Genomic DNA, 26,514 nt, shown 5'->3' on the forward strand with positions numbered 1-26,514 from the left:
TCAGGCCTTCTCGATCAGGATGCCGACCCGCTCGCCGTCGCCGACGGGCTGGTCTGCCTCGTCGCCGAGCGCTTCGACAGTGACGACATGGAGGTCGGTCGCGAGTGTCTCGGCGGCGATCAGGTCACGATTGGCCTCGAGCGCCGCACGCACAGCGTCGTCGCCGCCCAAGGTGAGGTGGATGCGATCGCTGATCTCGAGTCCGGCTGCGCGTCGTGCCTGCTGCACCTGGCGCACCGTGTCACGCGCCAGCCCTTCGGCGGCGAGCTCAGGGGTCACCGCGGTCTCGAGCAGGACGAAACCGCCGCCGGAAAGCAGCCCGACCGCGTGATCGGTGCCTCTGTCTGAGCTGGCGTCGGCGACCAGATCGATCGAGTACTCCCCCGGCTGCAGGGCGATGCCGCCCGAGACGACTTGGTCTCCCTCTGCACTCCAGTCGCCGGTCTTGGAGCCCTTGATGGCGGTCTGCACCTCGCGGCCGAGGCGTGGACCGCACACCCGAGCATGCACGGTCAGTCGCTTTGACACACCGAAGCGCTCTGCGGTCTGCTCGCTGAGCTCGACGAGGTCGACCGACTTCACGTTGAGCTCGTCACGCAGGATGTCGGCGAACGGAGCCAGCGCATCCGCGCCCGCCTCGACCACGGTGAGCTTCGACAGCGGCAGACGCACCCGCAGGTGCTCAGCCTTGCGCAGCGCGAGGGCGGCGCTCGAGATGTCTCGCACTTGATCCATCGCGGCGACCAGGTCGTCGTCTTTCGGGAACGCACCGGCGTCGGGCCAGTCCTGCAGATGCACGCTCTCGCCCCCGGTGAGGTCCTTCCAGATGCGCTCGGTGACCAGCGGCAGCAGCGGAGCGGCCACACGCGTGACCGTCTCGAGCACCGTGTAGAGCGTGTCGAACGCGTCGGTGTCTTCGCCCACCCAGAAACGGTCGCGACTGCGTCGCACGTACCAGTTGGTCAGCACGTCTGCGAACTGCCGCAGCGCGTCGGTCGCGTCGACGCCGTTGAGGCCTTCGAGCGCGACCTCGACCGTGCGCACCAGGTCACCGGTCTTGGCCAGCAGGTACCGGTCGAGCACGTCGGTCGAGTCGGTTCGCCACTTCGCCTCGTAGCCGGACGCCGAAGAACCGGCGGGCCGTGCCGTGTTCGCGTACATCTGGAAGAAGTACCAGGTGCTCCAGAGCGGCAGGATGACCTGGCGCACGCCTTCGCGGATGCCCTCTTCGGTGACGATCAGGTTGCCGCCACGCAGCACCGGGCTCGACATCAGGAACCAGCGCATGGCGTCCGAGCCGTCGCGATCGAAGACCTCGTTGACATCCGGATAGTTGCGCAGAGACTTCGACATCTTCTGCCCGTCGTTGCCGAGCACGATGCCGTGGCTGATCACGTTGGTGAACGCGGGGCGGTCGAAGAGCGCGGTGGCGAGCACATGCATGTTGTAGAACCAGCCGCGGGTCTGCCCGATGTACTCGACGATGAAGTCAGAGGGGTTGTGGGTGTCGAACCACTCTTTGTTCTCGAACGGGTAGTGCACCTGTGCGAAGGGCATCGAGCCCGACTCGAACCAGCAGTCGAGCACCTCGGGCACGCGGCGCATGGTCGACTTGCCGGTCGGGTCGTCGGGGTTCGGGCGGGTCAGCTCGTCGATGTAGGGCCGGTGCAGGTTGTCGACCTTCACGCCGAAGTCCTGTTCGAGCTGCTCGATCGAGCCGTAGACGTCGACGCGCGGGTACTCGGGATCGTCGCTCTTCCACACCGGGATCGGTGCACCCCAGTAGCGGTTGCGAGAGATGTTCCAGTCGCGGGCGTTCTCGAGCCACTTGCCGAACTGACCGTCTTTGACGTTGTCGGGCACCCAGTTGATCTGCTGGTTGAGCGCGATCATGCGGTCTTTGACCTTGGTCACGTTCACGAACCAGGCAGGCAGCGCCATGTAGATGAGCGGCTTGCCGCTGCGCCAGGAGTGCGGGTAAGAGTGCTCGATGGTCGCCTGTTCGAGCAGACGGCCGTGCGACTTGACCAGCTTGATCAGCGTCTTGTTCGCCTCGAACACGTTCACTCCGGCGACCTCGGGCACGCTGGGCAGAAACTCACCCGCCTGATTGACCGAGAGCACGACGGGGATGTCGTACTTCTGGCAGGTCAGCTGGTCGTCTTCGCCATAGGCTGGAGCCTGATGAACGATGCCGGTGCCGTCTGTGGTCGACACGTAGTCAGCCACCAGGATCTGCCAGGCGTTCTGCGTGCCGTACTGCTCTGCATCGGCGAAGTAGTCGAACAGCCGCTCGTAACGCACGTGCTCGAGTTCGGCGCCCAGCAGCGTACGCTCCACGGCATCCTGCGCGGCCTCAGCGGAGTCATACCCCAGTGCCTTCGCATGCGAGCCGACCAGATCGCGGGACAACACGAACCGTGTGCCCGCAGGCGAGCCGTCGCCTGCACCGGCCTCACCGGCAGGCACGACCGCATAGACGATCTCGGGGCCGACCGCGAGCGCGAGGTTCGTCGGCAGCGTCCACGGGGTCGTCGTCCAGGCGATCGCCTTGGCACCCTCGAGCCCGAGCGCGGCTGCTTTGTCACCCGTCAGCGGGAAGGTGACCGTGACGGTGGGATCCTGACGCATCCTGTAGGCGTCGTCGAGCTTCGTCTCCTGGTTCGACAGCGGCGTCTGCTCGTACCAGCTGTAGGGCAGCACACGATAGCCGTCGTAGATCAGGCCCTTGTCGTAGAGGGTCTTGAACGCCCAGATGACGCTCTCCATGTAGGTGAGGTCGAGCGTCTTGTAGTCATTGTCGAAGTCGACCCAGCGGGCCGAACGAGTGACGTATTCGCGCCATTCGTTGGTGAAGCGCAGCACGCTGGCGCGAGTCGCCTCGTTGAACTTCGCGATGCCGAAGGTCTCTTCGATCTCGCGCTTGTCGGTGATGCCGAGTTCCTTCTCGGCCTGCAGCTCAGCGGGCAGCCCATGGGTGTCCCAGCCGAAGCGGCGCTCGACGCGCTGGCCGCGCATGGTGTGAAAGCGGGGAAAGACGTCTTTGGCGTAGCCGGTCAGCAGGTGCCCATAGTGCGGCAGGCCGTTGGCGAACGGAGGGCCGTCGTAGAAGACCCACTCTGGGGCGTGCTGGTCGCGTCGCTGGTCGATCGACTTCTGAAAGGTGTCATCGCCCTTCCAGAAGGCCAGGATGCCCTGCTCGACTGCGGGGAAGCTCGGCGAAGGCTGGACTGATTCGGGATGCTCGCTGCCGGGGCTGGGAAGCGGATAGACCATTGCGCGTGTCACTCTCGTGCTCGTTCACCTGCACGAGGACGCCGCCCTTCTGCGAAAGACGTGCGCGGTACCACCTCGCTTGTTCGCCTGCCTCGTCTGACGACGACACCGACGAACCGCTTCTCTTCGGCTGTCTCGGGCCGGACCCGTCTGGGTCTACTGCGCCTGTCGTTCGCGGCGACCTGCGGTTCTTCCAGATGCTCCCCGGTGATGGCCGGATCAGTGCAGTATCTCAGTGTAGCGCGATCAGTCCGAGCCCGCAGAGGTCACGGAGCGCCCCTGCGATCAGGCCGCGCCTTCCGGTTCCGCCTCCGGCTCTGGCCCGAAGACGAAGCGACGACCCGTGATCTCGCTGACCACGATGCGCACGACGTTCTCTTTGACGGTCGGCACCCACGGCCTGAGCCCGGCCTGTTCGGCCGCTTCGATTGCGCTCTCAGAGGTCAGCACCTCGGCGGTTCCTTTGGCCACGACGCTCCAACCGCCGGTCTCGGTGTACTGCTCTGTCTGGAAGGCGACCTTCGGGTTCGCCGTCACGCCGAAGAGCTTCGTGCCGGGAGCGGTGCGCAGCAGGAGGCTGCGGTCGCGAACAGCGTAGTTCACGGGCAGCACCTCAGGGGCATCGTTGACGATGAAGCCGAGGTGGCCGAGGGTGTTCCTGGTGAACAGCTGCCATGCCTCGTCTTCGCCGACTCGAGTGATCACTGTGTTGTCTTCCATACATCACATGTACACCCTGTGGTGGGAAGAGTCCACTCTGAGCGGTCAGTACCAGCCGGTCGACTGAGAGTGGCCCCAAGCGCCGCAGGGCGTGCCGTAGCGACCGCGAATGTAGCCCAGCCCCCATTCGATCTGCGTCTGAGCGTTGGTTCTCCAGTCAGCTCCGACGGAGCCCATCTTGCTGCCCGGCAGAGACTGCGGAATGCCGTAGGCACCGCTGCTGCGGTTCTCAGCGTTGACCTGCCACCCTGACTCCTTCTGCCAGAGATTGACCAGACAGACGAACTGGTCGTTGCCCCAGCCCATCTGGGAGATGCGCGACTGAGCGTACGCCTTCGCCGCAGCAGGCGACGAGCCACCGCTCGGCGCTGGGGCCGGAGCTGGTGCCGGTGCAGGCGAAGGAGCCGGTGCCGGCGTCGGCGTCGGCGCAGGAGCGGGAGCGGGAGCAGGACGGTTCGGTACAGCTGGCGTCTGCGGCTGAGTCGGCGCGCTGCTGCTGGCTGGCGCACTGTCGGAGGCTGCGGCCTGCGGCTGGTTCGATGCGGCGATCGAGGCCGCCAGCTCACGCTGTCGTCGCTCCTCGGCCTCCTGCGCCGCAGTCGTGCGCTTGATGTCGGCAAGCTGCTGCAGCAGCCCCTGCTGTTGAGTCTGCAGAGCGCTGACAGCCGCGTCAGCCGAAGCGGATGCCGCACTCGCGGCCTGAGCGTCGCTCTCGGCTTCGCGGGCGAGACGCTCGCGTTCGGATTCGACCTGCTGCTGCTGGTCGGTGAGCGCCTGGAGCTCACTGGCTCGCTGCCCTGCCTCGGTCATGCGCTGATCGGTCTGCTGCGAGACCTGCCCGAGTGTGGTCAGCCGCCAGAGCGCGGCAGAGGGATCGCGACTGGTCACGAGCTGCCCCGCCGGGTCTGTCTCCATCCCGGTGCCGCGCGCGAGCTGCTGCACTGCGGAGGTGCTGTTTCGACGAGCTTCGTCGGCGGCGGCGCGAGCGGTGTCGATCTGGCCCTGCAGCGCCGCCACCTGCTCTGTGGCCGTGGTGAGGGCCTGTTGGGCGTCGCTCGCATCGCCCTGTGCGCGTACCGCGGCGTCACCGGCTTCGTCGGAACGCTGCTCGAGATCATCGAGCTGCCCGTTGATCGCGTCGATCTGCGACTGGGTGTCACCGGCGGCGTCGGCACGGGCGAGAGGCAGGTCGACCCGCCCGGGGGCGAACGACGAAGGGGTGACCGCGAGAGCGGTCGCCAGCGTGCACGCAGCCGCAGACCCTGCCGCCCAGCGCAGCGGTCGTCGTCTCGAGGTCATCCGGTCTCTCACTCTCCTGCAGCAATGTGTCGTCAGACCGGGTGAGGCGAGAAACGTGCTCAGCTCGTCACGACGACACTCTCGACCCTAGTCAACCCATGCTGTGTTCGCATCTGCGCCCCGAAGCCAGAGCGGGCGACCACAGAGATGCTCCCGCCCCTGTCAGTACCTCAGGTGCAGTCCGTCGGCCAAAAGCTGGGCGAGCGCCCGCCCGTCTTTGTCCGCGAGGTTGTCTGCCTGAGTGCGACACGAGAACCCGTCGGCCAGGTAGACGTAGTCACCGCCGCAGCTCTGGTCGGCCTCGCGCAGCGCCGGCAGCAGAGCGTTCTCGGCGACGGCGACCGAGGTCTCGTAGTGCCCTTTCTCCATGCCGAAGTTTCCGGCGAGCCCGCAGCAGCCGGCCAGCTCGGTGAACTCGACGCCGGCACGTTTGAGCAGCGCACGATCTGGGGCGAACCCGATCACCGAGTACTGGTGGCAGTGCGGCTGCACCACTGCCGTGGTGCCGTGCAGATCGGGCAGCCGCCAGTCGGGCCTGGGCCCGAGAGGGGCGGGGGCACTGAGCAGCTCAGAGAGGGTGAACACATGGTCAGCGACCACCTGCGAACGCGGATCGTTCGGCAAGAGGTGCAGCAGGTCGCTGCGCAGCACCGCCGTACACGAGGGTTCGAGCCCAAGGATCGGAATGCCGCGAGCCGCGAACGGTCCCAGCTTGCCCAGCAGATCCTCGAGCCGAGACTTCGCGCCGTCCAACTGGCCGGTCGTGATCCAGGTCAGCCCACAGCAGGCGTTGTCCGGCGGCAGCACCACCTCATAGCCGGCGTCTTCCAGCACGGCGACGGCCGCCCGTGGAATCTCCGGCGCGATGCCGTTGCTGAACGAGTCGGTCCAAAGTACGACCGGGGTGCGAACTCCAGCCCGCCGCGCCGCCACCGCGCCCCGCCGCGCGTCACTGTCTGCGGCATCCACAGGAAGCATGCCCGTCGCCGCCCCTGCTCGCCCGCCCACCGACGCGACCCAGTCGACATCGGTGAAGAAGTCATGCGAGCGTCGTCGACCGTCGCGCTTGAGCCAGCGCCCGAACTGCTGGGGGGCGAAGCCGGGCATGCGCCGACGACGATCCATGCCGCCGCCTCGGATGATCGCCTGCTGCACGCCGGGCACTTTCATGATCGCGTTGACCGCTGCCGGAGCGATGCCCACCAGGCGCAGCCAGCGCGGCAGCCAGCCCAGCGAGTAGTGCGATATGGGCCGCACCCGTCCCTTGTGTTTGTGGTACAGCACCTCAGACTTGTACTGAGCCATGTCGATGCCGGCCGGGCAGTCGCTCGAGCAGGCCTTGCACGAGAGGCACAGGTCGAGCGCGTCGGCCACCTCGGGGGCATCCCACCCGCCGTCGACCAGCGTGCCTCGGATCATCTCTTCCAGCACACGAGCGCGGGCGCGCGTCGAGTCTTTCTCGTCTTTGCTCGCCTGATACGAAGGGCACATGAACCCGCCGGCGGCGCGCATGTCGGCGCGGCACTTGCCGACGCCCATGCAGCGGTGCACCGCCGTCGAGAAGTCGCCGTGATCGCTTTCGAACGAGAAGCCGCCGGATGCCGGCACCGGCCCGGCGTTCGGGCGTCGCACGTGCTCGTCGATGGGATCAGGATCGACCAGCACGCCCGGGTTGAGCAGTGAATCGGGATCGAACACGCCCTTGACCCGGCGAAAGAGATCGATCGCGTCAGCGGAGTACATGCGCGGCAGCAGCTCGGATCGCGCCCGACCATCACCGTGCTCTCCCGAGAGCGAGCCGCCGTAGGTCGCCACGAGATCGGCGGCGCGCTCCATGAAGTCGCGCATCACCTGCGGGTCGCGATCAAGCGGGAAGTCGATGCGGATGTGTGTGCAGCCATCGCCGAAGTGGCCGTACATCAGACCGTCGAGTCGGTACTCCTTCATCAGCGCGTCGAATCGACGCAGATACTCGCCGAGGCGGGCGGGCGGCACGGCGGCGTCCTCCCAGTTGGGCCAGGCCTGCTCCCCTGCCGGCGTGCGACCACCGAGGCCTGCTCCATCTGCTCGGATGCGCCACATCGCGGTCGCATCGGGCCCTGGTGGGAAGACCGCGACCTCATCGCTTGCGGATGCCTCGGCGAGCTGGTGGGCGCGCTCGCGAGCATCGGCCTCGTCGACGCCGCCGACCTCGACCATCATCCAGCCGGCGCCCTTGGGCAGGTCGGGCACCGCACCGTCGCCTTTGTGCTGGCGCACCACGTCGACCAGCCTGGAGTCCATTCCCTCGATGGCCAGCGGCTTCAGCGGCAGAAGATTGACCACGTCGTCGGCCGCCTCGAACATGTCGGGGTAGCCCAGGACGACGAGGTGTGGGGCGGTCGGCACCGGCACCAGCCGAATGGTGGCCTGCAGGATCACGCACAGCGTGCCCTCCGTGCCCGCGAGCATGCGTGCCAGATTCTCTTTGCGCTCGGGCAGCAGATGCTCGAGCGAATAGCCTGACACCTGGCGGCCGAACGTGCCGAACTCTCGACGGATCGTGGCGAGACCGCCGTGAACGATGTCACGCAGCTCGGGAAACTCGTCGAGCCCGGTCGAGGCCGTGAACCGACGACCGGTGCCATCCACCACATCGAGATCGATCACCTGGTCGGCGCTGCGACCCCAGGCGAGCGCATGGGGGCCGCAGGCGTTGTTGCCGATGGAGCCGCCGATGGTGCAGCGCGTCCATGTCGAGGGATCTGGCCCGAAGCGCAGCCCATGCGGGGCGCCGGCCTTCTGAATCGCGGCGAGCAGCACACCGGGCTGCACGACGGCGGTGCGGGCTTCGGGATCAAGCGAAAGGATGCGATTGTAATGCCGAGAGGTGTCGAGCACGACGCCTGGGCCGATGGCGTTGCCTGCGATCGACGTGCCGGCTCCGCGCATGGTGACCGGCAGCTGGTGCGATCGGGCGATGCGCATGACCGCGACGATGTCTTCGGCCGTGCGAGGAAAGACAACCGCACGTGGAGCCACGCGATACACCGAGGCATCTGACGAGTACTCGGCCCGGCGGCGTGTGCCTGAATCCACATCGGCCGCACCACCGCTGAGCACACCCGCGATCTCGGCGACGACGTCAGCATCCAGCGCTGCAACATCCGCCGGTGGTCGAAGCACCGGGGGGCCGGCCAATGTCGACATGCGATCTTCCTTTCGAGACTCCCCCGTGCGTCGTGGAATGAGTTTCGCGCTCATGCGCGCACAGCTCGAATCTTACAATGCACGCGACGAAGCGATCGGCGAGCGCACTCCCCAGACCTGCGAACCGCGCTTTCGAAGCCGGTTCGTCGAATCAGTAGTGCACTGAGACCGGAGTGCCGATCGGTGCGAAGTCGTAGACCGTCTTCGCGTCGGCCTCGCGCAGGTTCACGCACCCATGGCTCATGTCTGAGATGCCGAACTGGTTGTGCCAGTAGGTGCCATGCAGAGCCTGGTCACCGTTGAAGAACGTTGACCACTTGACGTTCGGCGTGCAGTAGTCGTACTGCGGCGTGCAGCCCATACTCTGCACCGTCGTCTTGTACCAGACCTTGTAGTTGCCGACCTTGGTCGACGTCTTCGCCGCCTGCATCGCCCCGGAGTTCGTCTGCAGACCGGGAGACATCGGGAAGGTCGTGACGACCTGGCCGTTCTCGATCAGCGAGGCCGAGCGCGATGCGAGGCTGATGTCGATCTTGCGGTCGACGGTCTTGGTCTCGAACGGCACTTCTGTGACCGGCAGGTCGAACGAGCTGTCGCCTGTGGCGGCCTTCGCGGCGACGTCTTCAGAGAATGACGACACATCGCCCAAGGTCTTGCCTGTGCTGCCAGGCACGAGCACGACGTTGGCGTCAGAGGCGAGCACGGTCTGCGTCTTGGGCGTCGGGTCGAGCTTCGTGGGTGCGTTCTGTTCGACGAAGTCACTGATGGCCTTGGCGTCGTAGACCGCGGTGAACTGGCCGTCGCGGTCAGAGATCTTGACCCACGACCCGACTGTGACCGCATCGGCCGTGATCAGCGGCTTGCCAGCGGCCTGGAAGGTCATCTTGCGCACGAGATGCTGAGCCGTGGGCAGAGCGGCCTGAGCCTGTTCGTCGGTGATCGTGGGCTGCACCTCACTCTGGCTCACGCGTTGGGCTGATGAGTCGCCGTTGGCGAAGGAGTTGAGGAACGCAGTCTGCACGGCGGCCGCGTCGACTCCTTGGCCGGCCTTCCCGGGAACGACCGTGAATGAGGCCTTCGCCGGCTGATACTCCAGGCTCGGTTCAGTGACCGTGTATGCCGCTGGCCATGCGTCAGAGAAGAATGTGCTCTCTGCGGCTGCATCGGCTGAGACCTGCGGAGAGACGGTCGAGGCGTTGTTCCAGCGCCAGAACTGCCATGCCGGCTGACCTGCGATCACGTCATGCGCTGTCTGCTGCGCATCGATCTGCAGCCCCAGGTCGGCTGCGCTGACCTGCTGCTGAGTGCCGTCGAAGCTGAACGGCACCGAGTGCTGATCGAACTGACGTTGAATGGTCTGTGCCGCCTGTTCGCTGGTCTGACCGCCGAGATCTGCGCCGGCATACGTGACGCCAGGAGCGACGTGGTCAGCTGAGTACCAAGCCCCAAAACCGAGGGCGGCCAGAACGAGCACGCCCACCCCGCCGAGAATGAACGGCGCCTTGCGACGGCGCTTGCGACCAGGCCCCGTTGTGCCAGAACTGCGGTCGGCTCCTCCTGCGGGCGGCATGCCGCCTGCGGCCGCGACATCGATCAGTTGGGTCGTGGGCTTGGCTTCCGGAGTCATCCCCGTGCCCGTGCCTCGATCCAAAGTGACGTTGTCCCCCATGGGCATGCTTCCTCTCGCCGTGCAGCCTCGCAAGCGAGACGGGCACTGATGTCTGTCGAATCATATTAGTACAGACAACCAAGCTCGACCGTGGACGAAACGCCCATGTGTATGCTGAATTGGATCGACGTTTCGTCGACTCGTATCCGACATTCAGGCACACAGCAGCCCATTTCGGCTCATGACGCGGTGCCGCACATACTGAAGGAGCACCTCAGGTGACCGATTCCGCTGCCAACGGCATCCCCGACAAACCCGCACTCGAAGGCCTCGAGCAGAAGTGGAACGCCAAGTGGGATCAGCAGGGCACCTTCCACTTCGATCGCGATGCCGCCAAGGCCAAGGGCGTCTATTCGATCGACACGCCCCCGCCCACCGCATCCGGCTCACTGCACATCGGCCACGTCTTCAGCTACACGCACACCGACGTGATCGCACGGTACCAGCGCGCGCAGGGCAAAGAGGTCTTCTACCCGATGGGCTGGGATGACAACGGCCTGCCGACCGAACGACGCGTGCAGAACTACTACGGCGTGCGCTGCGATCCCTCGCTCCCTTACACTCCAGACTTCGTTCCCCCGTTCGAAGGCGGCGACGGCAAGAGCGTGAAGGCCGCCGATCAGCAGCCCATCTCGCGTCGCAACTTCATCGAACTCTGCGAGCGCCTGACCAAAGAAGACGAGAAGCAGTTCGAGCAGCTCTGGCGCTCCGTGGGGCTCTCGGTCGACTGGAACCAGACCTACCGCACCATCGGCGACGAGTCGATCACGGCCAGTCAGCGTGCATTTCTGCGCAATGTGGCGCGCGGTGAGGCGTATCAGGCGGATGCTCCCACGCTTTGGGACGTCACCTTCCGCACGGCGGTGGCACAGGCAGAGCTCGAAGACCGCGAGCGCGACGGCGCCTATCATTCCCTGGCCTTCCATGGAACGGGCGCACATGACGGCGAAGACGTCATCATCGAGACCACTCGCCCAGAGCTGCTGCCTGCCTGCGTCGCGCTCGTGGCGCATCCCGACGACGAGCGGTACCAGAAGCTCTTCGGCACCACGGTGCGCACGCCGCTCTTCGGCGTCGAGGTGCCGGTGCTCGCCCACCGTCTCGCCCAGCCCGACAAGGGATCGGGCATCGCGATGATCTGCACCTTCGGTGATGTCACCGACGTGGTGTGGTGGCGCGAGCTGCACCTGCCGAACCGCACCATCATCGGCCAGGACGGTCGCGTCATCGATCTGAGCCCGGAATGGATCACCGACGAGCAGGGTCGCGACGCCTTCGCTCAGCTCGTGGGCAAGACGGTGTTCTCAGCCCAGAAGGCCGTCGTCGCGGCACTCCAGGAGTCGGGCGAGATGCTGGGCGCACCCAAACCGATCAAGCATCCGGTCAAGTTCTTCGAGAAGGGCGATCGCCCGCTCGAGATCGTCAGCACGCGCCAGTGGTACATCTCGAACGGCGCGGGCGACGAGAAGCTGCGTGCCACGCTGAAAGAGCGCGGAAACGAGCTGGAGTGGCACCCGGCGTTCATGCACGTGCGCTACGACAACTGGGTCGACGGTCTCAACGGAGACTGGCTGGTGAGTCGTCAGCGCTACTTCGGCGTGCCGATTCCGGTCTGGTACCCGATCGATGCCGAGGGCGTCACCGACTATGAGCATCCCATCGTGCCCGACGAGTCGCAGCTTCCGGTCGACCCCTCGTCGCAGGCGCCCGCCGGCTTCGACGAGTCGCAGCGAGGACAGGCCGGCGGCTTCGTCGGTGAGGTCGACGTACTCGACACCTGGGCGACCTCCTCGCTCACTCCGCAGCTGGCCGGCGGCTGGGAGCGCGATCCTGAGCTCTGGGACCTCGTCGCACCCTATGATCTGCGCCCTCAGGCGCAGGACATCATCCGCACCTGGCTGTTCTCGACCCTGCTGCGCAGCGAGCTCGAAGATCACCGCCTGCCGTGGTCGCACACCACGATCTCGGGCTTCATCGTCGACCCCGACCGCAAGAAGATGTCGAAGTCGAAGGGCAACGTCGTCACCCCGCTGAGCCTGCTCGAGCAGTTCAGCTCGGACGCCGTGCGCTACTGGGCGGCTGCCTACAAGCTGGGCACCGACGCTGCGTTCGACCCGCAGAACCCGAAGCAGATCAAGGTCGGCCGCCGTCTGGCGATCAAGATTCTGAACGCGGCCAAGTTCGTGCTCGCCTTCGGTCAGGCGTCCCAAGGAACGCAGGCGACGAACCCGCTCGACATCAGCCTGCTGGCGACGCTGGCAGAGGTCGTCGAGCAGTCGACCAAGGCTTTCGACGCGTACGACCATGCTCGTGCGCTCGAAGTGACCGAGTCGTTCTTCTGGACGTTCTGCGACGACTACATCGAGATCGTCAAAGAGCGTGCCTACGGCGCGGCCGGCGACGCTGAGCGAGACTCGGCTCTGGTCACCCTGCAGACGGCACTCGAGGTGCTGCTGCGGCTCTTCGCGCCGTTCATCGTGTACGCAACCGAAGAGGTCTACAGCTGGACGCACGACGAGTCCATCCACCGTCAGCCCTGGCCGACTGCCGCCGAGGTGCTGACTCCTGCGGCTCGCCCCGCCGAGCCAGCCGATGCTGCCGGCGACGATATCGACGAGGGCGGCGTGTTCGCGGCGGTTAGCGATGCGCTGATCACCTTCCGTCGAGCGAAGACCGAGGCGAAGGTCAAGATGCGCACCCCGATCGTGACGGCCACGCTGCACGGGCCGGCAGACCGCATCCAGCAGGTCGCTCTCGCGCTCGACGATCTGCGTTCGGTCGCCAAGGCAGAGCAGATCGTGCTGGCCGAAGACGGCGAGCAGTTCACCGTCAGCGATGTGGAGTTCGGCTCGCTCGACCAGTAGGCGGTCTGTGGCCGGCCGAGTTGAGAGGCGGATGCTCCGTGGCATCCGCCTCTTCGCCCATCTGTCGCTGTGATTCCGGCCGGGCTGTCACTTCCGCGAGGATCTGATGTTCATGTCAGATCCTTGGGTGGCCAGAATGCTGTCCATGGATCTGTTCATTGTCCAGTGAGGCTGGGTATCCGTGAACCGTCTGGCAGTTCCTGCTGGGAATATGTCGGGGTGTCTGGTGGGCAGGCGACGCGGGTGAAGGCGTCGGCGTGTGCTTGGGTCCCGAGGGTGACGGGGATATTGATGCATGTCCGTGCCTCCGTGGGTGCGTCAGGATCTTGGCGGGGTATGTGCCAGGGGTCAGCGGAACCGATACCGATAAAAACCACGAGGTGGAATAGGGAATGCTGGTCGTCCAATGATTCGACGGACAGCACACCGTAATACACAGAGTCCCCACTGGCGACTTCTGGAGTTCTCAGCCAGTTCAGGACATCAGATTCCGTTGTGCTCAAAGGCACACCAGAGCCAAGCTTTCCTGCATCAATCGCTCGGTTCATACCTCCTACCAAGTCCTCGGAGAAATAATTGATCTTCCGCAGCTCGCTCGGGCTTGGAGCAGGGGGATCGTCATCAGAACAACCACTCAAACAGAATGTCGCAGCGAGAACAGACACGAAGACCGCGCACAACCGCGCAACACCAGCGCACCAACGACGACACGGCATACTCATCACCTCTTGTTCAGGTGTCGGGGTACAGAGTTCAGGCGATCAGTCGCCGGCTGCACGAATGACGAACGCAGACGGCATCGCCTCGATCCTGCACGCAGACTGACTAGAGTCCTGCTTGTTCGGCAGTCGCGGGCAGCTTTGGTGGCCCGGCGCTGACCTCTTCCTCCATGGCGGCGAAGTCACCCCTGCGCGCGGGCTCAACGACTGCGTGATACCAACCGTCCGGGTTCGCATGATACTGAGTGGTCTGAGGGAGCGAAGTCCACTCTTTCAACTTGTCCAACGCCTTTTGCAGAGCGTCAGAGTCGCCTTCTCTCTGCGCTCTGACGGATTCTGCCTCCCACGCCCAGGCATAGAAGGAAAGTGCCTGCCCGACTCCCGTTCCGGCCTCGTACGTCAGCTCGACCTCACCGGCCCCGACCCCTGCAGACGATGGGTCTGTGGCGAAATCACTTCTGACCACCATCTCGGACAGTGAGGGCCATGAAACACCGTCTGGCAGCTGCAGGTCATTCGCAAGGCTGCCTTGGATCGCCTGTGTGTATTCGTCCTCGACTGAGGATAACGGCCCGGAGCTGGAGGGCACTTCTTGCTCTTGCGCCTCTTGCTCTTGTGCTGCTTGCTCTGGCGCAGCCGAATGCGAACTCAGCAGGAACACGGCGACTCCGATGACCACAGCGAGGAACCCGAGAGCCCCCAGAATGACAGACACTCTTCTCATATTCCCCACCCCTTTGACCTGCCCGCGACACCCGCAGTACGCACACTAGCAGAACCGAGCTTCCGAGCCGCTGACCGCAGGCACACGTTGGGCCCGTCTCGGTCTTCGTAGCGACGAGCGACGACCAGCTTGACGATCATTCGAATATATGTTCGAATCACATCATGCGCTGGCATGCACAAGAGACGGCACACACCGACCTCGATGCTCTGAGCGGACTCGACCGCATCGAAAGCCTCAGCGAGGTCACCCACGAAGTCCGCACCCCAGGGTTCGCAGACCTCGTCTACCACGAGGTGCTCGCACGTTCCGCGCTGAACCGTGTGCCAGACGCGAGCAGCGAGTTTCCCGGGGCCTACACGATCAATCCCTATCGCGGCTGTTCGCACGCGTGCATCTACTGCTTCGCTCGGGGCAGCCACCGGTACCTCGACTTCGACACAGGTCACGACTTCGACACGCAGATCGTGGTCAAGACGAACATCGTCGAACGCCTGCATCAGGAGCTGCGCACCTCGCATGTCGGCCGCGTGCCGTTCGTGATGCTCGGTTCGAACACCGACCCATATCAGCGCTGCGAGGGTCGCTACGCACTGATGCCCGGTATCTACCGCGAGCTCGCGCAGGCAGGCATCGGCTTCTCAGTACTGACGAAGGGAACGCTGATCAGACGCGATCTGCCGCTGCTCTCCGAACTCGCGACACAGGTGCCGGTGAGCGTGTCGATGTCGATTCCCATCGTCGACGACCAGCTGCGCCAACAGTTCGAGCCGGGCACCCCGAGCGCTCAGGCTCGACTGCGCACAGTATCCCGTGCGCGTGATCTCGGCCTCGACGTCGGAGTGTTCCTGATGCCGATTCTGCCACTGCTCACCGACAGCCGGTCAAGCCTGATGCACACTCTTCAGACTGTCGGAGAAGCCGGTGCCCACCGCGTGCTCTATCAAGTGCTGCACCTACGCCCCCACGTGCGCCCATGGTTCATGCGCTGGCTGCGGGAGTATCATCCCGACCTTGTCGACAGGTACACCGAGCTGTACCCGAAGGGAGACCGAGCGACCAGCGACTACCGGCGCCACCTCGCAGGGTTGATCAAGCCGTTGATCTCGTTGTATCGGCTCGACGGCTCTCAGCCTGGGGCACAGGCTGCTCCCATTCCCCGAGCACCTCGGCCGCAGCACCGGCGCGCAGCGAAGACGCGCAGCCGATCCCCGCTGGCGACTGACGCATCCGCGGTACCCACGCTGTTCTGAAACAGCTCACCGGAGTCAGCTCAGCTGAACCGCACACTCCTGTGCAACGCTCAGCCACGCCTCGACGTCGAGCAACGGGTCAGTGGTACTCGACGTCTTTCGTCTCGGGCGCGAGACGAATCGCGACCAGCGAGATCAGGCACATCACGGTCAGGTAGATGCCGACCCAGAATGCGCTGCCACCACCGAGGCTCCACAGCCAGACCGCGATGAACGGAGCCACTGCGGCACCGACGATCGCCGAGAGGTTGTAGGCGATGGCCGACCCGGTGTAGCGCACACGCGTCGGAAACAGCTCGGGCAGCGTCGATGCCATCGGCCCGAACGCGAAGCCGGTGAGCGAGAAGCCGACCACGAGAAAGACGATCAGCCCGGCGAAGCCGCCGCCGAGCAGCGGGCCGAACACGATGCCGAAGACCGCCATCGCCACGTTCACGATGGTGTTCAGCCGGCGACGACCGATGCGATCGGCGACGATGCCGCTGAGCAGCGTCGTGATCGTGAAGAAGACGCAGCCGAAGATCAACAGCAGAATGAACGTGCTGCGGTCATAGCCGAGACCGCCGGGCGTCTTTGTGGCCGGAGTCGTCCCGAAGGTCAGTGCGAAGGTGTTCACCAGATAGAACACTGTGTAGGTCGCCGCCATCAGGAAGGTGCCGATCACGATCTCGCGCCAGTAGCCCGTGAATGACGTCACGATGGGCTGCTTCTCGATCTCACCGCGGTCGACCACCTGTTGGAAGGCCGGAGCCTCGACCAGACGCAGCCGCACCCACAGGCCGATCGCCACCAGAGCGATGCTCACCAGGAACGGCACTCGCCAGCCCCAGCTGAGGAAGCCCTCTTCATCGAGCCCGAGCGCCAGCCACAGAAACACCAGGTTCGCCAGGATGAAGCCGAGCGGGGCTCCCAGCTGTGGAAAGGTTCCCCAGAGCGCACGCTTGGCCTTCGGCGCGTTCTCTGTCGCCACCAGGGCCGCGCCCGACCATTCGCCGCCGAGGCCGATGCCCTGGCAGAAGCGCATCAGCGCGAGCAGCGCCGGCGCCCAGTAGCCGATCTGGGCGTAGGTCGGCAGGCAGCCGATGAGGAACGTTGCGATCCCCATGAACATGAGTGAGGCGACGAGTGTGCCCTTGCGGCCGATGCGGTCGCCGAAGTGGCCGAAGAGCAGCGAGCCGAGCGGGCGCGCCAGAAACGCGACGCCGAAGATCGCGAACGACGAGAGCAGCTGCACGGTGTGATCGGGGTTGTTCGGATCATTCGGAAAGAAGAGCACCGGAAAGACCAGCACCGCGGCAGTCGCATAGGCATAGAAGTCATAGAACTCGATCGTGGTGCCGATCAGGCTGGCGACCAGCACGCGTGCGCGTGAGTTGCCTGTGGTCTGCGTGCCGGGTGCCGGCGACGTCGTCGTGCTCATATCTGTGACTCCTGAATTGGGTTGCGACCGCTGCCGGCGACCTCCACAGGTCACCGTCGGCCGTGAAACAGGGTACCCTACGACGCAGAGAAGACCGCTGATGACGGAAGGATCTCATGCAGATCGGCACCAGATGGAACGTCGGAGTGACTCCCCCGCTCGCCCTGCCCGACCCGATGCTGGCCGCGATCAGCGAGGTCGAGGCGGGCCTCGAACCGACACAGCGCGAACGCTGGTCGTGGACCTTGACCTGGCTGGAACGTCACCCCGTGGCCGAGCTCGACGACGGCACGACCATCAGCTGGCTGCCTGACATCGGTGAGGTGACCGTCGACCGACTCGACGAAGACGACGACGTCAACGGAGGCCCCTATGCCTGAACCGTCAGCACACCCCAATGCACGGCCGCAGCATCCGCTCGACCAGTCGGGCGCATCGCAGCCGACTGCGCCCCAGACAGCCGACTCGCGTCGAACCGCTGTGCTGAGCATCGACGACCGCCACACGCTCTGGAACGTGTCGCCCGAAGACCGGGCAGAGGCGCTGGCCACCCGACCCCTGCTGCTGATGCTGCACGGCTGGGGCGCGCGTGAGTCCGACATCCTGCCGTTGGCCAGCAGCCTGCCGCCCGAGTTCGTCGTCGCCGCGCCGCGTGCGCCGCTCGACGCGGGCAACGACTATGGCTTCGCCTGGTACCCGATCGCGGCTCTGCGTGAGCCTGCCACGGGCGGCGACCAGACCGATGCGCGCCCGGCGGTGGATGCACTGGTGCGGTGGCTCGACGAGGTCGCGCCGGTCGGCTCCCGCAGCGCGCAGGTCAGCGTGCTGGGTTTCTCGCAGGGCGGGCTGATGACGACCGAGCTGCTGCGCACGCACGCGCACCTGCTGCGTGCCACGGTGAATCTGTCCGGGTACGTCGCTCAGCAGCCGCGTGAGCTGGATGAGCTCCTGCGCGTCGAACGCCCGCCGGTGTTCTGGGGTCGCGCTGACCGAGACCCGGTCATTCCGCCGCACCTGACGCAGTTCACAGAGCAGTGGCTGCCCGCGCACAGCGCACTGGACGAGCGGGTCTATGCCGGCATCGGCCACGCGGTGAGTGCGCAGGAGCTGTCAGACGTCTCGGCATTTCTCGACGAGCACGTGCTCACGGAGTCGCAGGGCTGACCGGTCAGGCGGTCTTCTCAGCGGCGCGCTCGACCTCTTCGTGTGTGAAGACCTGCACCGAGTCGGTGCCTTCGACGGCCGCGGCCGTGACGAGGCACTTGGCGATCTCGTCGTTGCCGGGCACTTCGTACATCGCCGGGCCGAGCACGGTCTCGAGAATCGCACGAAGTCCGCGGGCGCCGGTCTTGCGCTCGACCGCCTGATCGGCGATCGCCGTCAGTGCGTCGTCGGTGAAGGCGAGATCGACGCCGTCAAGCGCGAACATGCGCTCGTACTGTTTGACCAGAGCGTTGCGCGGGCCGACCAGGATGTCGATCAGCGCGGCGCGATCCAGCGCGTCGACAGTGGTGAGCACGGGCAGACGACCGATGAACTCTGGGATCATGCCGAACTTGCGCAGGTCTTCTGGCTCGACCTCAGAGAGGATGTTCACTCGATCGGCCTCGGTCGACAGCGGAGCGCCGAAGCCGACGCCGTGCGCGCCGGAGCGATCGGCGATGATCTCTTCGAGCCCGGCGAACGCGCCGGCCACGATGAACAGCACGTTCGTCGTGTCGATCTGGATGAACTCCTGGTTCGGGTGCTTGCGGCCGCCCTGGGGCGGCACCGACGCGACGGTGCCCTCGATGATCTTCAGCAGAGCCTGCTGCACGCCCTCGCCCGAGACGTCTCGCGTGATCGAGGGGTTCTCGGCTTTGCGTGCGATCTTGTCGATCTCATCGATGTAGATGATGCCGTGCTGCGCGCGCTCGACGTCGAAGTCAGCGGCCTGCAGCAGTTTCAGCAGAATGTTCTCGACGTCTTCGCCCACATAGCCGGCCTCTGTCAGCGACGTGGCGTCGGCCACGGCGAACGGCACGTTGAGTCGCCGAGCCAGCGTCTGAGCCAGATATGTCTTGCCGCAGCCGGTGGGGCCGACCATCAGGATGTTCGACTTCTGAATCTCGACGGGTTCGCTCTCGTCTGTGCTCGCGCCCGCCGCACGAATGCGCTTGTAGTGGTTGTAGACAGCGACGGCCAAATCGCGTTTGGCCGTCTGCTGCCCCACCACGAACTCGCCCAAGAACGCGAAGATCTCTTTCGGCGTGGGCAGTTCGGTCTGCTCGACGGCAGGCTGCTCGGTGAGCTCTTCGTCGATGATCTCGTTGCAGAGCTCGATGCACTCGTCACAGATGTAGACCCCGGAGGGCCCGGCGATCAGCTTGCGCACCTGTTTCTGGCTTTTGCCGCAGAAAGAGCACTTCAACAGATCAGACGTCTCACCGATGCGCGCCATACTCGCCGTTCCTTCCTGATGTCATCACACGAGCCTAGTCGCTGCCGCAGACACTGTGTGTCAGGCGGGGCGCTGCGTCTTTCGCGTCGTCAGCACCTGGTCGATGAGGCCGTACTCCAGCGCCTGCTCGGCCGTGAGGATCTTGTCACGATCGATGTCTTTGTGCACCTGCTCTTTGGTGCGGTTGGAGTGCAGCGACAGCGTGTCTTCGACCCAGTCACGCATGCGCATGATCTCAGCGGCCTGAATCTCGATGTCTGAGGCCTGTCCGTGGCCGCCCTCGCCGCCGACTGCCGGCTGGTGGATGAGGATGCGGGCGTTGGGCAGTGCGAGGCGCTTGCCGGGTGCGCCTGCGGCCAGCAGAACTGCGGCTGCCGAGGCCGCCTGCCCGAGGCAGATGGTCTGCACTTCGGGGCGGATGTACTGCATGGTGTCGTAGATGGCGGTGAGAGCCGTCAGCGAGCCGCCGGGCGAGTTGATGTACATCTGGATGTCTCGCTCGGGATCTAGGCTTTCGAGCACGAGCAGCTGCGCCATGACATCGTCGGCAGAGGCGTCGTCGACCTGCACGCCGAGAAAGATGATGCGATCTTCGAAGAGCTTCGTGTACGGGTTCTGACGCTTGTAGCCGTAGGCGGTGCGCTCTTCGAACTCGGGCAGGATGTACCGAGACGAGGGCATCTCGACGCCGCTGGGCACGCCGCCGAACGGCATGCCGACAGGGGCCTGGGAAAGGTTGGGGAATCTCATCTGCATGCCCATCTCTCTGCGGTGCTGCCCGCTGTGTGACTGGTGCTGGTCGCCGAACTGGTCTGCCATGCTCACTTCTCCTCCGACTTGTGCGCCGTGCCGCCGCCACCGGAGACATTGAGAGCCGCCGCCTGGATGTGATCGACGAAGCCGTATTCCTTGGCCTCTTCGGCGCTGAACCAGTGGTCGCGGTCGCCGTCGATGGCGATCTGATCGACGGTCTTGCCGGTCTGCTCGGCGGTGAGCTCGAAGAGGCGACGCTTCATGTCGCTGATCAGCTGTGCCTGAATGGCGATGTCTGACGCCGTGCCGCCGAAGCCGCCATGCGGCTGATGCAGCAGCACGCGCGTGTTCGGGGTGGCGTAGCGCTTGCCCTTCGTGCCGCTGGAGAGCAGGAACTGCCCCATCGAAGCGGCCATGCCGATGCCGACGGTGACGATGTCGTTCGGCACGAACTGCATCGCGTCGTAGATGGCCATGCCAGCGGTGATCGAGCCGCCGGGCGAGTTGATGTACAGATAAATGTCAGCGTCTGGGTTCTCGGCGGACAGCAGCAGGATCTTCGCGCAGATCTCGTTCGCGTTCTCATCGCGAACCTCGCTGCCGAGCCAGATGATCCGCTCTTTCAGCAGGCGTTCGTAGACCGATGCCTGCCCTTGGGGTTCTGCCATCTCCACTCTCCATTCCTCAGCGCGCCTCGACGGCGCAGGTGCCATGACGACACTCGAAGCTTCGTCGGCCCCGAGAGAGGCCGACATGTATGAATCTACTGGAATCCCCCGTCTTCGTTCGCGCTGTTCGCCGTCGGCAAAAGCTCGCCGTGACAACGCAAAAGCGGGGTGCGCCACAGTGGGCGCACCCCGCTTTTGCTGCGAGTCGACGGCGAACTACTCGGCGTCGGTCTCTTCTGCCTCAGCAGCGGTCTTGGCCGCGGCCTTCTTGGCCGGAGCCTTCTTCGCTGCGGCTTTCTTCGCCGGTGCCTTCTTCGCAGGAGCCTTGACCTGATCGAGGGCGTCCTCGGCAGACTCGTCAGAGGCGGGCGCTGCCGTCTCAGCCTCGGCATCCTTCGGCAGGTACTCGCTCAGGTCGACGGCGTTGCCGTCGGTGTCGACGACCTTCACCTTGCCGAGCAGGGTCGAAATCGCCTTGCTGCGCGAGATCTCGCCGAACAGGGCCGGAAGCTGACCCTGCTCGCTGATGATCTTGAAGAACTCGTTGGGCTCGATGCCGTACTGCATCGACTGCTGCACGAGGTACTGCGAGAGCTCGTCCTGCCCCAGCTGCACCTGCAGGTCGTCGACGACCTTGTCGAGCAGCAGCTGAGTGCGGATGCCGCGCTCGACATCAGGGCGAACCTCCGCTGCGTGCGGATCGTCTTCGCTCTTGCCCTCCTGCTCAAGATGAGCCTTGACCTCGGCGTCGACGAGATCTTCGGGAAGGGGAAGCTCGACCTTTTCGAGCAGCGCCTCGACGAGCTTGCCACGGGCCTGACCGACCTGCTCGGTGCTCTTGCGCTTCGCAGCCTCGTCTTTCAGGCTGTCGCGCAGCTCGGCGATGGTGTCGTACTCGCTCGCCAGCTGAGCGAAGTCGTCGTCAGCCTCAGGCAGCTCGCGCTCCTTGACGGCGTTCAGCGTGACCTCGATCAGAGCGGTCTCGCCCTCGTGGTCACCGCCCACGAGCTTCGACTCGAACGTGGTGGTCTCGCCTGCGGTCAGCGTCTCGAGCGCCTCGTCGATGCCGTCGAGCAGCTGGCCCGAACCGATCTCATACGAGATGTTCGATGCGTCGTCGATGACTTCGTCGTCGATCTTGGCCTGCAGATCGATCGTCGTGAAGTCGCCCTTGGCAGCGGGACGCTCGACCTTGGTCAGCGTCGCGAACCGCTCGCGCAGGTGCTCCAGCTCTTCGTCGACGTCGGCGTCGGTCACAGCCGCAGGCTCGACCTCGACGGTCACATCGGCGACGTCAGGCAGTTCGAACTCCGGGCGCACGTCGACCTCGACCGCGATCTTCAGATCGCCCTGCAGCGTCTCGACGTTCGGCAGCTCGACGATGTCGGCGTTGGGGCGACCCAGCGTCTTCACATCGTGCTCACGCACCGCACTCTGGTAGTAGGTGTCGAGGTTGTCGTTAATCGCCTGCTCGATGACGGCACCGCGGCCGACACGCTGGTCGATGATCGGAGCAGGAACATGTCCCTTGCGGAAACCAGGGATCTGGATGTTCTTCGAGATCTCTTTGTAGGCCTTCTCCAGTGCAGGCTTGAACTCTTCGGGAGTCACATCGATGTGAATCTTGACTCGAGTCGGGCTCAGCTGCTCAATGGTGCTGGACACTTATTGGTCTCCTCTTTCTTCGCGTTCCGCCGGATGGCGTCTTCGAGTCTTGCGACTCTGAAGGACGGTTCGCCGGCACGACCGGCCTGTCCGTCGGGATGACAGGATTTGAACCTGCGACCCCTCGCTCCCAAAGCGAGTGCTCTACCAAGCTGAGCTACATCCCGTTTTCATGCCTGTGCGACCTCAGAAGACCGCACTTCGCACGTGGCCTCGTCGAACGGCCCGTGCAAGTCTAGCGCAAAACAGGTATGCTCGTACCTCGTGCTCAAGTTGTCGTTGAGACATGCGGGCGTAGCTCAATGGTAGAGCCCCAGTCTTCCAAACTGGCTACGCGGGTTCGATTCCCGTCGCCCGCTCCATACCGGTTCCGCACAGATAGACGGAACCACACGCGACACCCGTCGTTGCACCAACTCGAAAACGTGAGTTGGTCGCAACGTCGGCAAAGACTAGTAGGCACTGAGTGTCGGCAAATGTGTTGGCGACACTGTCAGCGAGCGCACCAATTAGACGTGCACTGCCACATAGGCGTCGGGCTGACGTTTCGGGTTCGGGTACCACTCCCGCATCCGCTCCCCTGTCAAGAAGTCGCCGACTCCGATGAGCAGCACACTGAAGACGATCTGCTCAATCGTCATCCAGAGCGGATACAGACCGGGCACCGCTGCGATGACCAGAGTGACCACAGGAAAGATCTGGCTGAAGAGGCGCAGACGCCAGTAAGCCCACCAGTAGCCGCGGCGTGCCGCCCAAGCGAAACCGAAGAGCGTGAACGTCATCAACAGCACCACGGTGCCGCGGAACCATGAGGCGGGCGTCACCAGACCATCCACATGACGAAATGCGAAAGCCACAACAAGCGTCGCGATGCCCACGACGACCTCGAGAGACAGCAGCAGAGCGATCGACCGCCAGACGCGCTGCGCGCCCTGGGGCGGAGCCGCCAGTCGCAGGGCCGCGTTCGACCCGCCGACCAGCCGCGAGCTCAGCAGCCGGTCTATCCGAGAGGTCGTCCAGGCTGGCTCGGTCGCCGGGGATGTCGCGTCAGAGGAGATTGCCATGACCGCAGTGTACGAATATCAGGTCGCCGACTCCAGATGGTGAAGATGAGGTTGGCCTTCGCCCGCTGAGGCAGGTCACTGCGCGCAGAGCTGCCTTCGTTCGCGCTGGCCGGAGTGCGTCAGGCAGCCCGATATGCAGAAGTGCGTCAGCCAGCCCGACATGCCGAAGTGCCCCAGGCCGCCCGACATGACAGTATGGTTCGTTCGAGGCGCAGCAGCCGCCGCAGAGTTCGGAGCGCCGGTGCGCAAGGATGCCTTGGCCCGGCCCCTAGAAACCAGACGCTGGACACCGGACGCTGGAGACCACGCACTGGACACCGGACGCTGGAAACCGAAAACTGGACACCGCAACCAGACACCAGACACCGGAACGACTGAGAACGACAGAGAGGCCGCACATGGATCTCACCCGCATCACCGTCGCATGGACCGCGATCACCGTTGCAGTCGCAGGGATGCTGCTCGCGATGCGATCGGGAGCGATGATTTCTTCTGTGGTGCTGATCGTCGCCATGGGTTTCATGAGCCTCGTGCTGCTCTGCCTGGCGTGTGCCCTGCTCGTGCGCGGGATTCGCCCAGCTGACCGTCACGACCAGGCCGAGCACGCGAAGCTGGCTGCTCAGATGGCTGCGCTCTCCGAGCAGCAGCAGTCAGCAGCCCGACTCATCCGCGCGATCGCACGCGTCGAGGCGTCACACGATCTGCTGCAGTCTGCGGGGAAGGCGCGCGCCCGTGTCGACCTCGGGCGTGAGATCGAGCGCCAGCGTCGGATGGACGGCTCAGACGCAGCGCACTGATAGTACTGAGGGGTCAGACGACACGCTGATAGGCGCGTCGGACGACCGACGCCGCGGACGCGGGGAGGCCCCTCGAGGCAGCTGAACAGCCACAAGACGAGTAAGCAGAAGACCCAGCAGACAGAAAAAGAGCAGGGGCTCGGTCGAAACACTGACCGAGCCCCTGCTCTCTGAAGTCGACTAGCTGTCAGTCTCGCAGCTCTTCTTTCGCGTCATTGCGCGCCTCGACCGACTCTTTCTCAGCCTCTGCCTTCTTGACGTTGGCCTCGGCCTTGACTTCGTCGGCCTTGTCCTTGATGCGATCGACGCCCTCGTGCACGGCGTCTCCGACCTTCTCGGCGCCGGCCTTCAGCGTCTCTTTGGCGTCTTCGAACACTCCCATGAGTCTCTCCTCTGCGTCCTGAGATACAGCTTCTGACGCACCTCACGATACTCATCTCTTACTGGGAAAGATAGCGAAATCGTCGTATTTCTTCATGGGCGAACGCCCTATTCCCAAGAGTCCCTTAGCCAAGGCTCAACTGCATTGACGCTGCCGATTGAGGTGCCTAGTGTGATGTTCAAGAGTTCGAAAGGAGCCCTCAGATATGACTACATCAACCGTTGCACCCGTTCAGACCTCAGTAACCCCCGACACCGTTTCCGGCGTCGCCCAGTTCCTTCAGCCGGTCGTCGTCGAGCTGACCGCGCTCAGCGTCAATGCGAAGCAGCTGCACTGGCATGTGCGTGGCGCAAACTTCGGCCCGATCCACGAGCTGCTCGACGACCTCGTCGCCCATGCTCGCGACTGGGCGGATCTTGCCGCCGAGCGCGTCGTCGCTCTCGGACTTCCGGTCGACGGCCGTCTGCAGACCGTCTCGGAGCAGACCACGTCGCCGGTGCTCGCCGACGGTTTCCAGCAGTCGCCCGACACCATTGCCGCCGCGATCGCCAACATCGATGCGGCTCTCAAGGTCGTTCACACCGCAGTCGTCGAGCTCGACGGCATCGATCTGTCGAGCCAGGACGTCGCGATCGAGATCGAGCGCGGGCTCGACAAGGATCGCTGGTTCTTCTTCGCACACATCGCTGAGGCGTAGTCCGGTCTTCTGAGTCACCCCCACGAACGGAAAGGGGCAGAGCCTTCGGGTTCTGCCCCTTCTTTCGTACCTGCTCGAGGTTGGGTGTCATCGACCCCTCACGTTGTCTCGGGTCCTCGGGGCCTCGGGGCCTCGGGTTATCCCGGGTCATCCCGGGTCATCGAGCCGTCGGTCTCTCTCCCCCCTCCCCCGCGCTTCAGGCTGTGGAACGGACCCGCCCCTCAGATCGAGACATGGCAAATGACGCCTCAGCACATCGAGACATGGAAAGTTCCATGTCTGGAAGCAGTTCGACGACAAATACCCTGTCTGGATCCCGCCTAGAGCCAAATGGCATGGCTGGATGCCGTGCAGAGTCACAGCACAGAGTCAAACGGCATGGCTGGATGGGATGCCGCGCAGAGATGCAGCTCAGCCGCGCTGCGCCTCGTAGTCCGCGATCTGGCCGATGCGCCGCACATGACGTTCGTCACCGCTGAACGGCTCCTGCACGAACCACTCGACCAGCTGCGTCGCCTCGTCGACGGTGTGCTGCCGAGCTCCGACCGCCACGACATTGGCGTCATTGTGCTGCCGTGCGAGCTTGGCTGTCGCCTCGCTCCAGGCCAGCGCCGCGCGAATGCCGGTCACTTTGTTGGCGGCGATCTGTTCACCGTTGCCTGAACCGCCGATCACGATGCCCAGCGCGAACCGTCCCTCTGCGCTGTCGGCTGCAACCGCTTCAGCCGCGGCGATGCAGAACGCCGGGTAGTCGTCGACCGGGTCATAGCTCTGCGGCCCGTGGTCGTGCACTTCGTACCCGAGCCCGCTGAAGTGCTCGATGAAGTGATGGCTCAGATCGAGCCCGGCGTGGTCGGTGGCGATGTGCAGAATCGGCAGCTGTGTCATACCCCCAATCGTAGTGAGTGCGTCGAC

Annotated in this window: 20 protein-coding genes and 2 tRNA genes; 7 read left to right on the top strand and 15 right to left on the bottom strand. The window is 64.7% G+C overall.

What is annotated here, in order from left to right; all coding sequences use genetic code 11:
• The 5 genes from ileS to F8O06_RS08585 all read right to left on the bottom strand — a co-directional run bounded on the left by ileS (position 1) and on the right by F8O06_RS08585 (position 10,153).
• Complete coding sequence (gene ileS, locus F8O06_RS08565) at positions 1-3,276, bottom strand: isoleucine--tRNA ligase (protein ID WP_158038188.1); 3,276 nt, start codon at positions 3,274-3,276, stop codon at positions 1-3.
• Between the two features lie 285 nt (positions 3,277-3,561).
• Positions 3,562-3,996 (bottom strand): pyridoxamine 5'-phosphate oxidase family protein, encoded by a 435-nt coding sequence (locus F8O06_RS08570; protein ID WP_158037626.1) that lies wholly within the window; start codon positions 3,994-3,996, stop codon positions 3,562-3,564.
• 45 nt (positions 3,997-4,041) lie between these two features.
• Complete coding sequence (locus F8O06_RS12260) at positions 4,042-5,295, bottom strand: transglycosylase (protein WP_192496831.1); 1,254 nt, start codon at positions 5,293-5,295, stop codon at positions 4,042-4,044.
• 162 nt (positions 5,296-5,457) lie between these two features.
• Positions 5,458-8,484, bottom strand: coding sequence for an FAD-binding and (Fe-S)-binding domain-containing protein (locus F8O06_RS08580; protein ID WP_158037625.1), 3,027 nt, complete (start codon positions 8,482-8,484; stop codon positions 5,458-5,460).
• Positions 8,485-8,635: 151 nt separating this feature from the next.
• Positions 8,636-10,153 carry a L,D-transpeptidase family protein gene (locus tag F8O06_RS08585; protein ID WP_192496830.1) on the bottom strand — a complete coding sequence of 506 codons (1,518 nt, stop codon included), beginning with the start codon at positions 10,151-10,153 and terminating at the stop codon, positions 8,636-8,638.
• A 218-nt stretch (positions 10,154-10,371) separates the two neighbouring features.
• Here F8O06_RS08585 and valS point away from each other — a divergent pair, with 218 nt between their 5' ends.
• Positions 10,372-13,017, top strand: a complete 2,646-nt coding sequence (gene valS, locus F8O06_RS08590; protein ID WP_225733380.1) for a valine--tRNA ligase — start codon at positions 10,372-10,374, stop codon at positions 13,015-13,017.
• Positions 13,018-13,842: 825 nt separating this feature from the next.
• Here the strand turns inward: valS and F8O06_RS08595 are convergent.
• Complete coding sequence (locus tag F8O06_RS08595; RefSeq protein WP_158037623.1) at positions 13,843-14,460, bottom strand: hypothetical protein; 618 nt, start codon at positions 14,458-14,460, stop codon at positions 13,843-13,845.
• A 164-nt stretch (positions 14,461-14,624) separates the two neighbouring features.
• On the opposite strand from F8O06_RS08595, the gene F8O06_RS08600 reads away from it, so the two are divergent.
• A complete protein-coding gene (locus F8O06_RS08600; RefSeq protein ID WP_158037622.1) occupies positions 14,625-15,713 on the top strand; it encodes a radical SAM protein in 1,089 nt (362 codons plus the stop codon).
• A gap of 79 nt (positions 15,714-15,792) precedes the next feature.
• On the opposite strand, the gene F8O06_RS08605 is transcribed toward F8O06_RS08600, so the two are convergent.
• On the bottom strand, positions 15,793-17,133 hold the full coding sequence (locus tag F8O06_RS08605) for an MFS transporter (protein WP_158031092.1): 1,341 nt from the start codon (positions 17,131-17,133) through the stop codon (positions 15,793-15,795).
• A 116-nt stretch (positions 17,134-17,249) separates the two neighbouring features.
• On the opposite strand from F8O06_RS08605, the gene F8O06_RS08610 reads away from it, so the two are divergent.
• Together F8O06_RS08610 and F8O06_RS08615 are read left to right on the top strand one after the other, a co-directional pair.
• Positions 17,250-17,513 carry a hypothetical protein gene (locus F8O06_RS08610; protein ID WP_158031091.1) on the top strand — a complete coding sequence of 88 codons (264 nt, stop codon included), beginning with the start codon at positions 17,250-17,252 and terminating at the stop codon, positions 17,511-17,513.
• The gene (locus F8O06_RS08615; protein ID WP_158037621.1) at positions 17,506-18,297 is read left to right on the top strand and encodes an alpha/beta hydrolase; all 792 of its coding nucleotides are present in this window, start codon (positions 17,506-17,508) and stop codon (positions 18,295-18,297) included. The genes F8O06_RS08610 and F8O06_RS08615 overlap by 8 nt, the downstream gene beginning before the upstream one ends.
• Positions 18,298-18,301: 4 nt before the next feature.
• Here F8O06_RS08615 and clpX read toward each other — a convergent pair whose 3' ends face one another.
• The 5 genes from clpX to F8O06_RS08640 all read right to left on the bottom strand — a co-directional run bounded on the left by clpX (position 18,302) and on the right by F8O06_RS08640 (position 22,826).
• Positions 18,302-19,573, bottom strand: coding sequence for an ATP-dependent Clp protease ATP-binding subunit ClpX (gene clpX / locus F8O06_RS08620; protein ID WP_158031089.1), 1,272 nt, complete (start codon positions 19,571-19,573; stop codon positions 18,302-18,304).
• A gap of 60 nt (positions 19,574-19,633) precedes the next feature.
• Complete coding sequence (locus F8O06_RS08625; protein WP_158031811.1) at positions 19,634-20,287, bottom strand: ATP-dependent Clp protease proteolytic subunit; 654 nt, start codon at positions 20,285-20,287, stop codon at positions 19,634-19,636.
• Between the two features lie 107 nt (positions 20,288-20,394).
• Positions 20,395-20,994, bottom strand: coding sequence for an ATP-dependent Clp protease proteolytic subunit (locus tag F8O06_RS08630; protein WP_158037620.1), 600 nt, complete (start codon positions 20,992-20,994; stop codon positions 20,395-20,397).
• Positions 20,995-21,210: 216 nt separating this feature from the next.
• Complete coding sequence (gene tig, locus F8O06_RS08635; protein ID WP_158038241.1) at positions 21,211-22,659, bottom strand: trigger factor; 1,449 nt, start codon at positions 22,657-22,659, stop codon at positions 21,211-21,213.
• A 93-nt stretch (positions 22,660-22,752) separates the two neighbouring features.
• Positions 22,753-22,826: transfer RNA gene (locus F8O06_RS08640), tRNA-Pro, on the bottom strand.
• A gap of 121 nt (positions 22,827-22,947) precedes the next feature.
• Here F8O06_RS08640 and F8O06_RS08645 point away from each other — a divergent pair.
• Positions 22,948-23,021, top strand: a tRNA-Gly gene (locus tag F8O06_RS08645).
• A gap of 147 nt (positions 23,022-23,168) precedes the next feature.
• Here the strand turns inward: F8O06_RS08645 and F8O06_RS12265 are convergent.
• Positions 23,169-23,723, bottom strand: a complete 555-nt coding sequence (locus F8O06_RS12265) for a hypothetical protein (protein WP_192496894.1) — start codon at positions 23,721-23,723, stop codon at positions 23,169-23,171.
• 398 nt (positions 23,724-24,121) lie between these two features.
• Here F8O06_RS12265 and F8O06_RS08655 point away from each other — a divergent pair, with 398 nt between their 5' ends.
• Complete coding sequence (locus tag F8O06_RS08655) at positions 24,122-24,520, top strand: hypothetical protein (protein ID WP_158038242.1); 399 nt, start codon at positions 24,122-24,124, stop codon at positions 24,518-24,520.
• Positions 24,521-24,707: 187 nt separating this feature from the next.
• On the opposite strand, the gene F8O06_RS08660 is transcribed toward F8O06_RS08655, so the two are convergent.
• Complete coding sequence (locus F8O06_RS08660) at positions 24,708-24,902, bottom strand: hypothetical protein (RefSeq protein ID WP_158031083.1); 195 nt, start codon at positions 24,900-24,902, stop codon at positions 24,708-24,710.
• 205 nt (positions 24,903-25,107) lie between these two features.
• Between F8O06_RS08660 and F8O06_RS08665 the strand changes: the two genes are divergently transcribed.
• Positions 25,108-25,599, top strand: a complete 492-nt coding sequence (locus F8O06_RS08665; protein ID WP_158031082.1) for a Dps family protein — start codon at positions 25,108-25,110, stop codon at positions 25,597-25,599.
• A 411-nt stretch (positions 25,600-26,010) separates the two neighbouring features.
• On the opposite strand, the gene F8O06_RS08670 is transcribed toward F8O06_RS08665, so the two are convergent.
• Entirely contained in the window at positions 26,011-26,487 is a 477-nt protein-coding gene (locus F8O06_RS08670) for a ribose-5-phosphate isomerase (RefSeq protein WP_158038243.1), read from the bottom strand.
• Positions 26,488-26,514: the final 27 nt, after the last annotated feature.

The organism is Pseudoclavibacter sp. CFCC 14310 (assembly GCF_008831165.1).
Lineage (GTDB): Bacteria > Actinomycetota > Actinomycetes > Actinomycetales > Microbacteriaceae > Pseudoclavibacter_A.

What these genes read in the sequence shown, in the direction of transcription:
- ileS (WP_158038188.1), bottom strand. Translation starts at nt 3,276, where the DNA reads ATGGTCTATCCGCTTCCCAGCCCCGGCAGCGAGCATCCCGAATCAGTC.
- F8O06_RS08570 (WP_158037626.1), bottom strand. Translation starts at nt 3,996, where the DNA reads ATGGAAGACAACACAGTGATCACTCGAGTCGGCGAAGACGAGGCATGG.
- F8O06_RS12260 (WP_192496831.1), bottom strand. Translation starts at nt 5,295, where the DNA reads ATGACCTCGAGACGACGACCGCTGCGCTGGGCGGCAGGGTCTGCGGCT.
- F8O06_RS08580 (WP_158037625.1), bottom strand. Translation starts at nt 8,484, where the DNA reads ATGTCGACATTGGCCGGCCCCCCGGTGCTTCGACCACCGGCGGATGTT.
- F8O06_RS08585 (WP_192496830.1), bottom strand. Translation starts at nt 10,153, where the DNA reads ATGGGGGACAACGTCACTTTGGATCGAGGCACGGGCACGGGGATGACT.
- F8O06_RS08595 (WP_158037623.1), bottom strand. Translation starts at nt 14,460, where the DNA reads ATGAGAAGAGTGTCTGTCATTCTGGGGGCTCTCGGGTTCCTCGCTGTG.
- F8O06_RS08600 (WP_158037622.1), top strand. Translation starts at nt 14,625, where the DNA reads ATGCGCTGGCATGCACAAGAGACGGCACACACCGACCTCGATGCTCTG.
- F8O06_RS08605 (WP_158031092.1), bottom strand. Translation starts at nt 17,133, where the DNA reads ATGAGCACGACGACGTCGCCGGCACCCGGCACGCAGACCACAGGCAAC.
- F8O06_RS08610 (WP_158031091.1), top strand. Translation starts at nt 17,250, where the DNA reads ATGCAGATCGGCACCAGATGGAACGTCGGAGTGACTCCCCCGCTCGCC.
- F8O06_RS08615 (WP_158037621.1), top strand. Translation starts at nt 17,506, where the DNA reads ATGCCTGAACCGTCAGCACACCCCAATGCACGGCCGCAGCATCCGCTC.
- clpX (WP_158031089.1), bottom strand. Translation starts at nt 19,573, where the DNA reads ATGGCGCGCATCGGTGAGACGTCTGATCTGTTGAAGTGCTCTTTCTGC.
- F8O06_RS08625 (WP_158031811.1), bottom strand. Translation starts at nt 20,287, where the DNA reads ATGCCGTTCGGCGGCGTGCCCAGCGGCGTCGAGATGCCCTCGTCTCGG.
- F8O06_RS08630 (WP_158037620.1), bottom strand. Translation starts at nt 20,994, where the DNA reads ATGGCAGAACCCCAAGGGCAGGCATCGGTCTACGAACGCCTGCTGAAA.
- F8O06_RS12265 (WP_192496894.1), bottom strand. Translation starts at nt 23,723, where the DNA reads ATGGCAATCTCCTCTGACGCGACATCCCCGGCGACCGAGCCAGCCTGG.
- F8O06_RS08655 (WP_158038242.1), top strand. Translation starts at nt 24,122, where the DNA reads ATGGATCTCACCCGCATCACCGTCGCATGGACCGCGATCACCGTTGCA.
- F8O06_RS08660 (WP_158031083.1), bottom strand. Translation starts at nt 24,902, where the DNA reads ATGGGAGTGTTCGAAGACGCCAAAGAGACGCTGAAGGCCGGCGCCGAG.
- F8O06_RS08665 (WP_158031082.1), top strand. Translation starts at nt 25,108, where the DNA reads ATGACTACATCAACCGTTGCACCCGTTCAGACCTCAGTAACCCCCGAC.
- F8O06_RS08670 (WP_158038243.1), bottom strand. Translation starts at nt 26,487, where the DNA reads ATGACACAGCTGCCGATTCTGCACATCGCCACCGACCACGCCGGGCTC.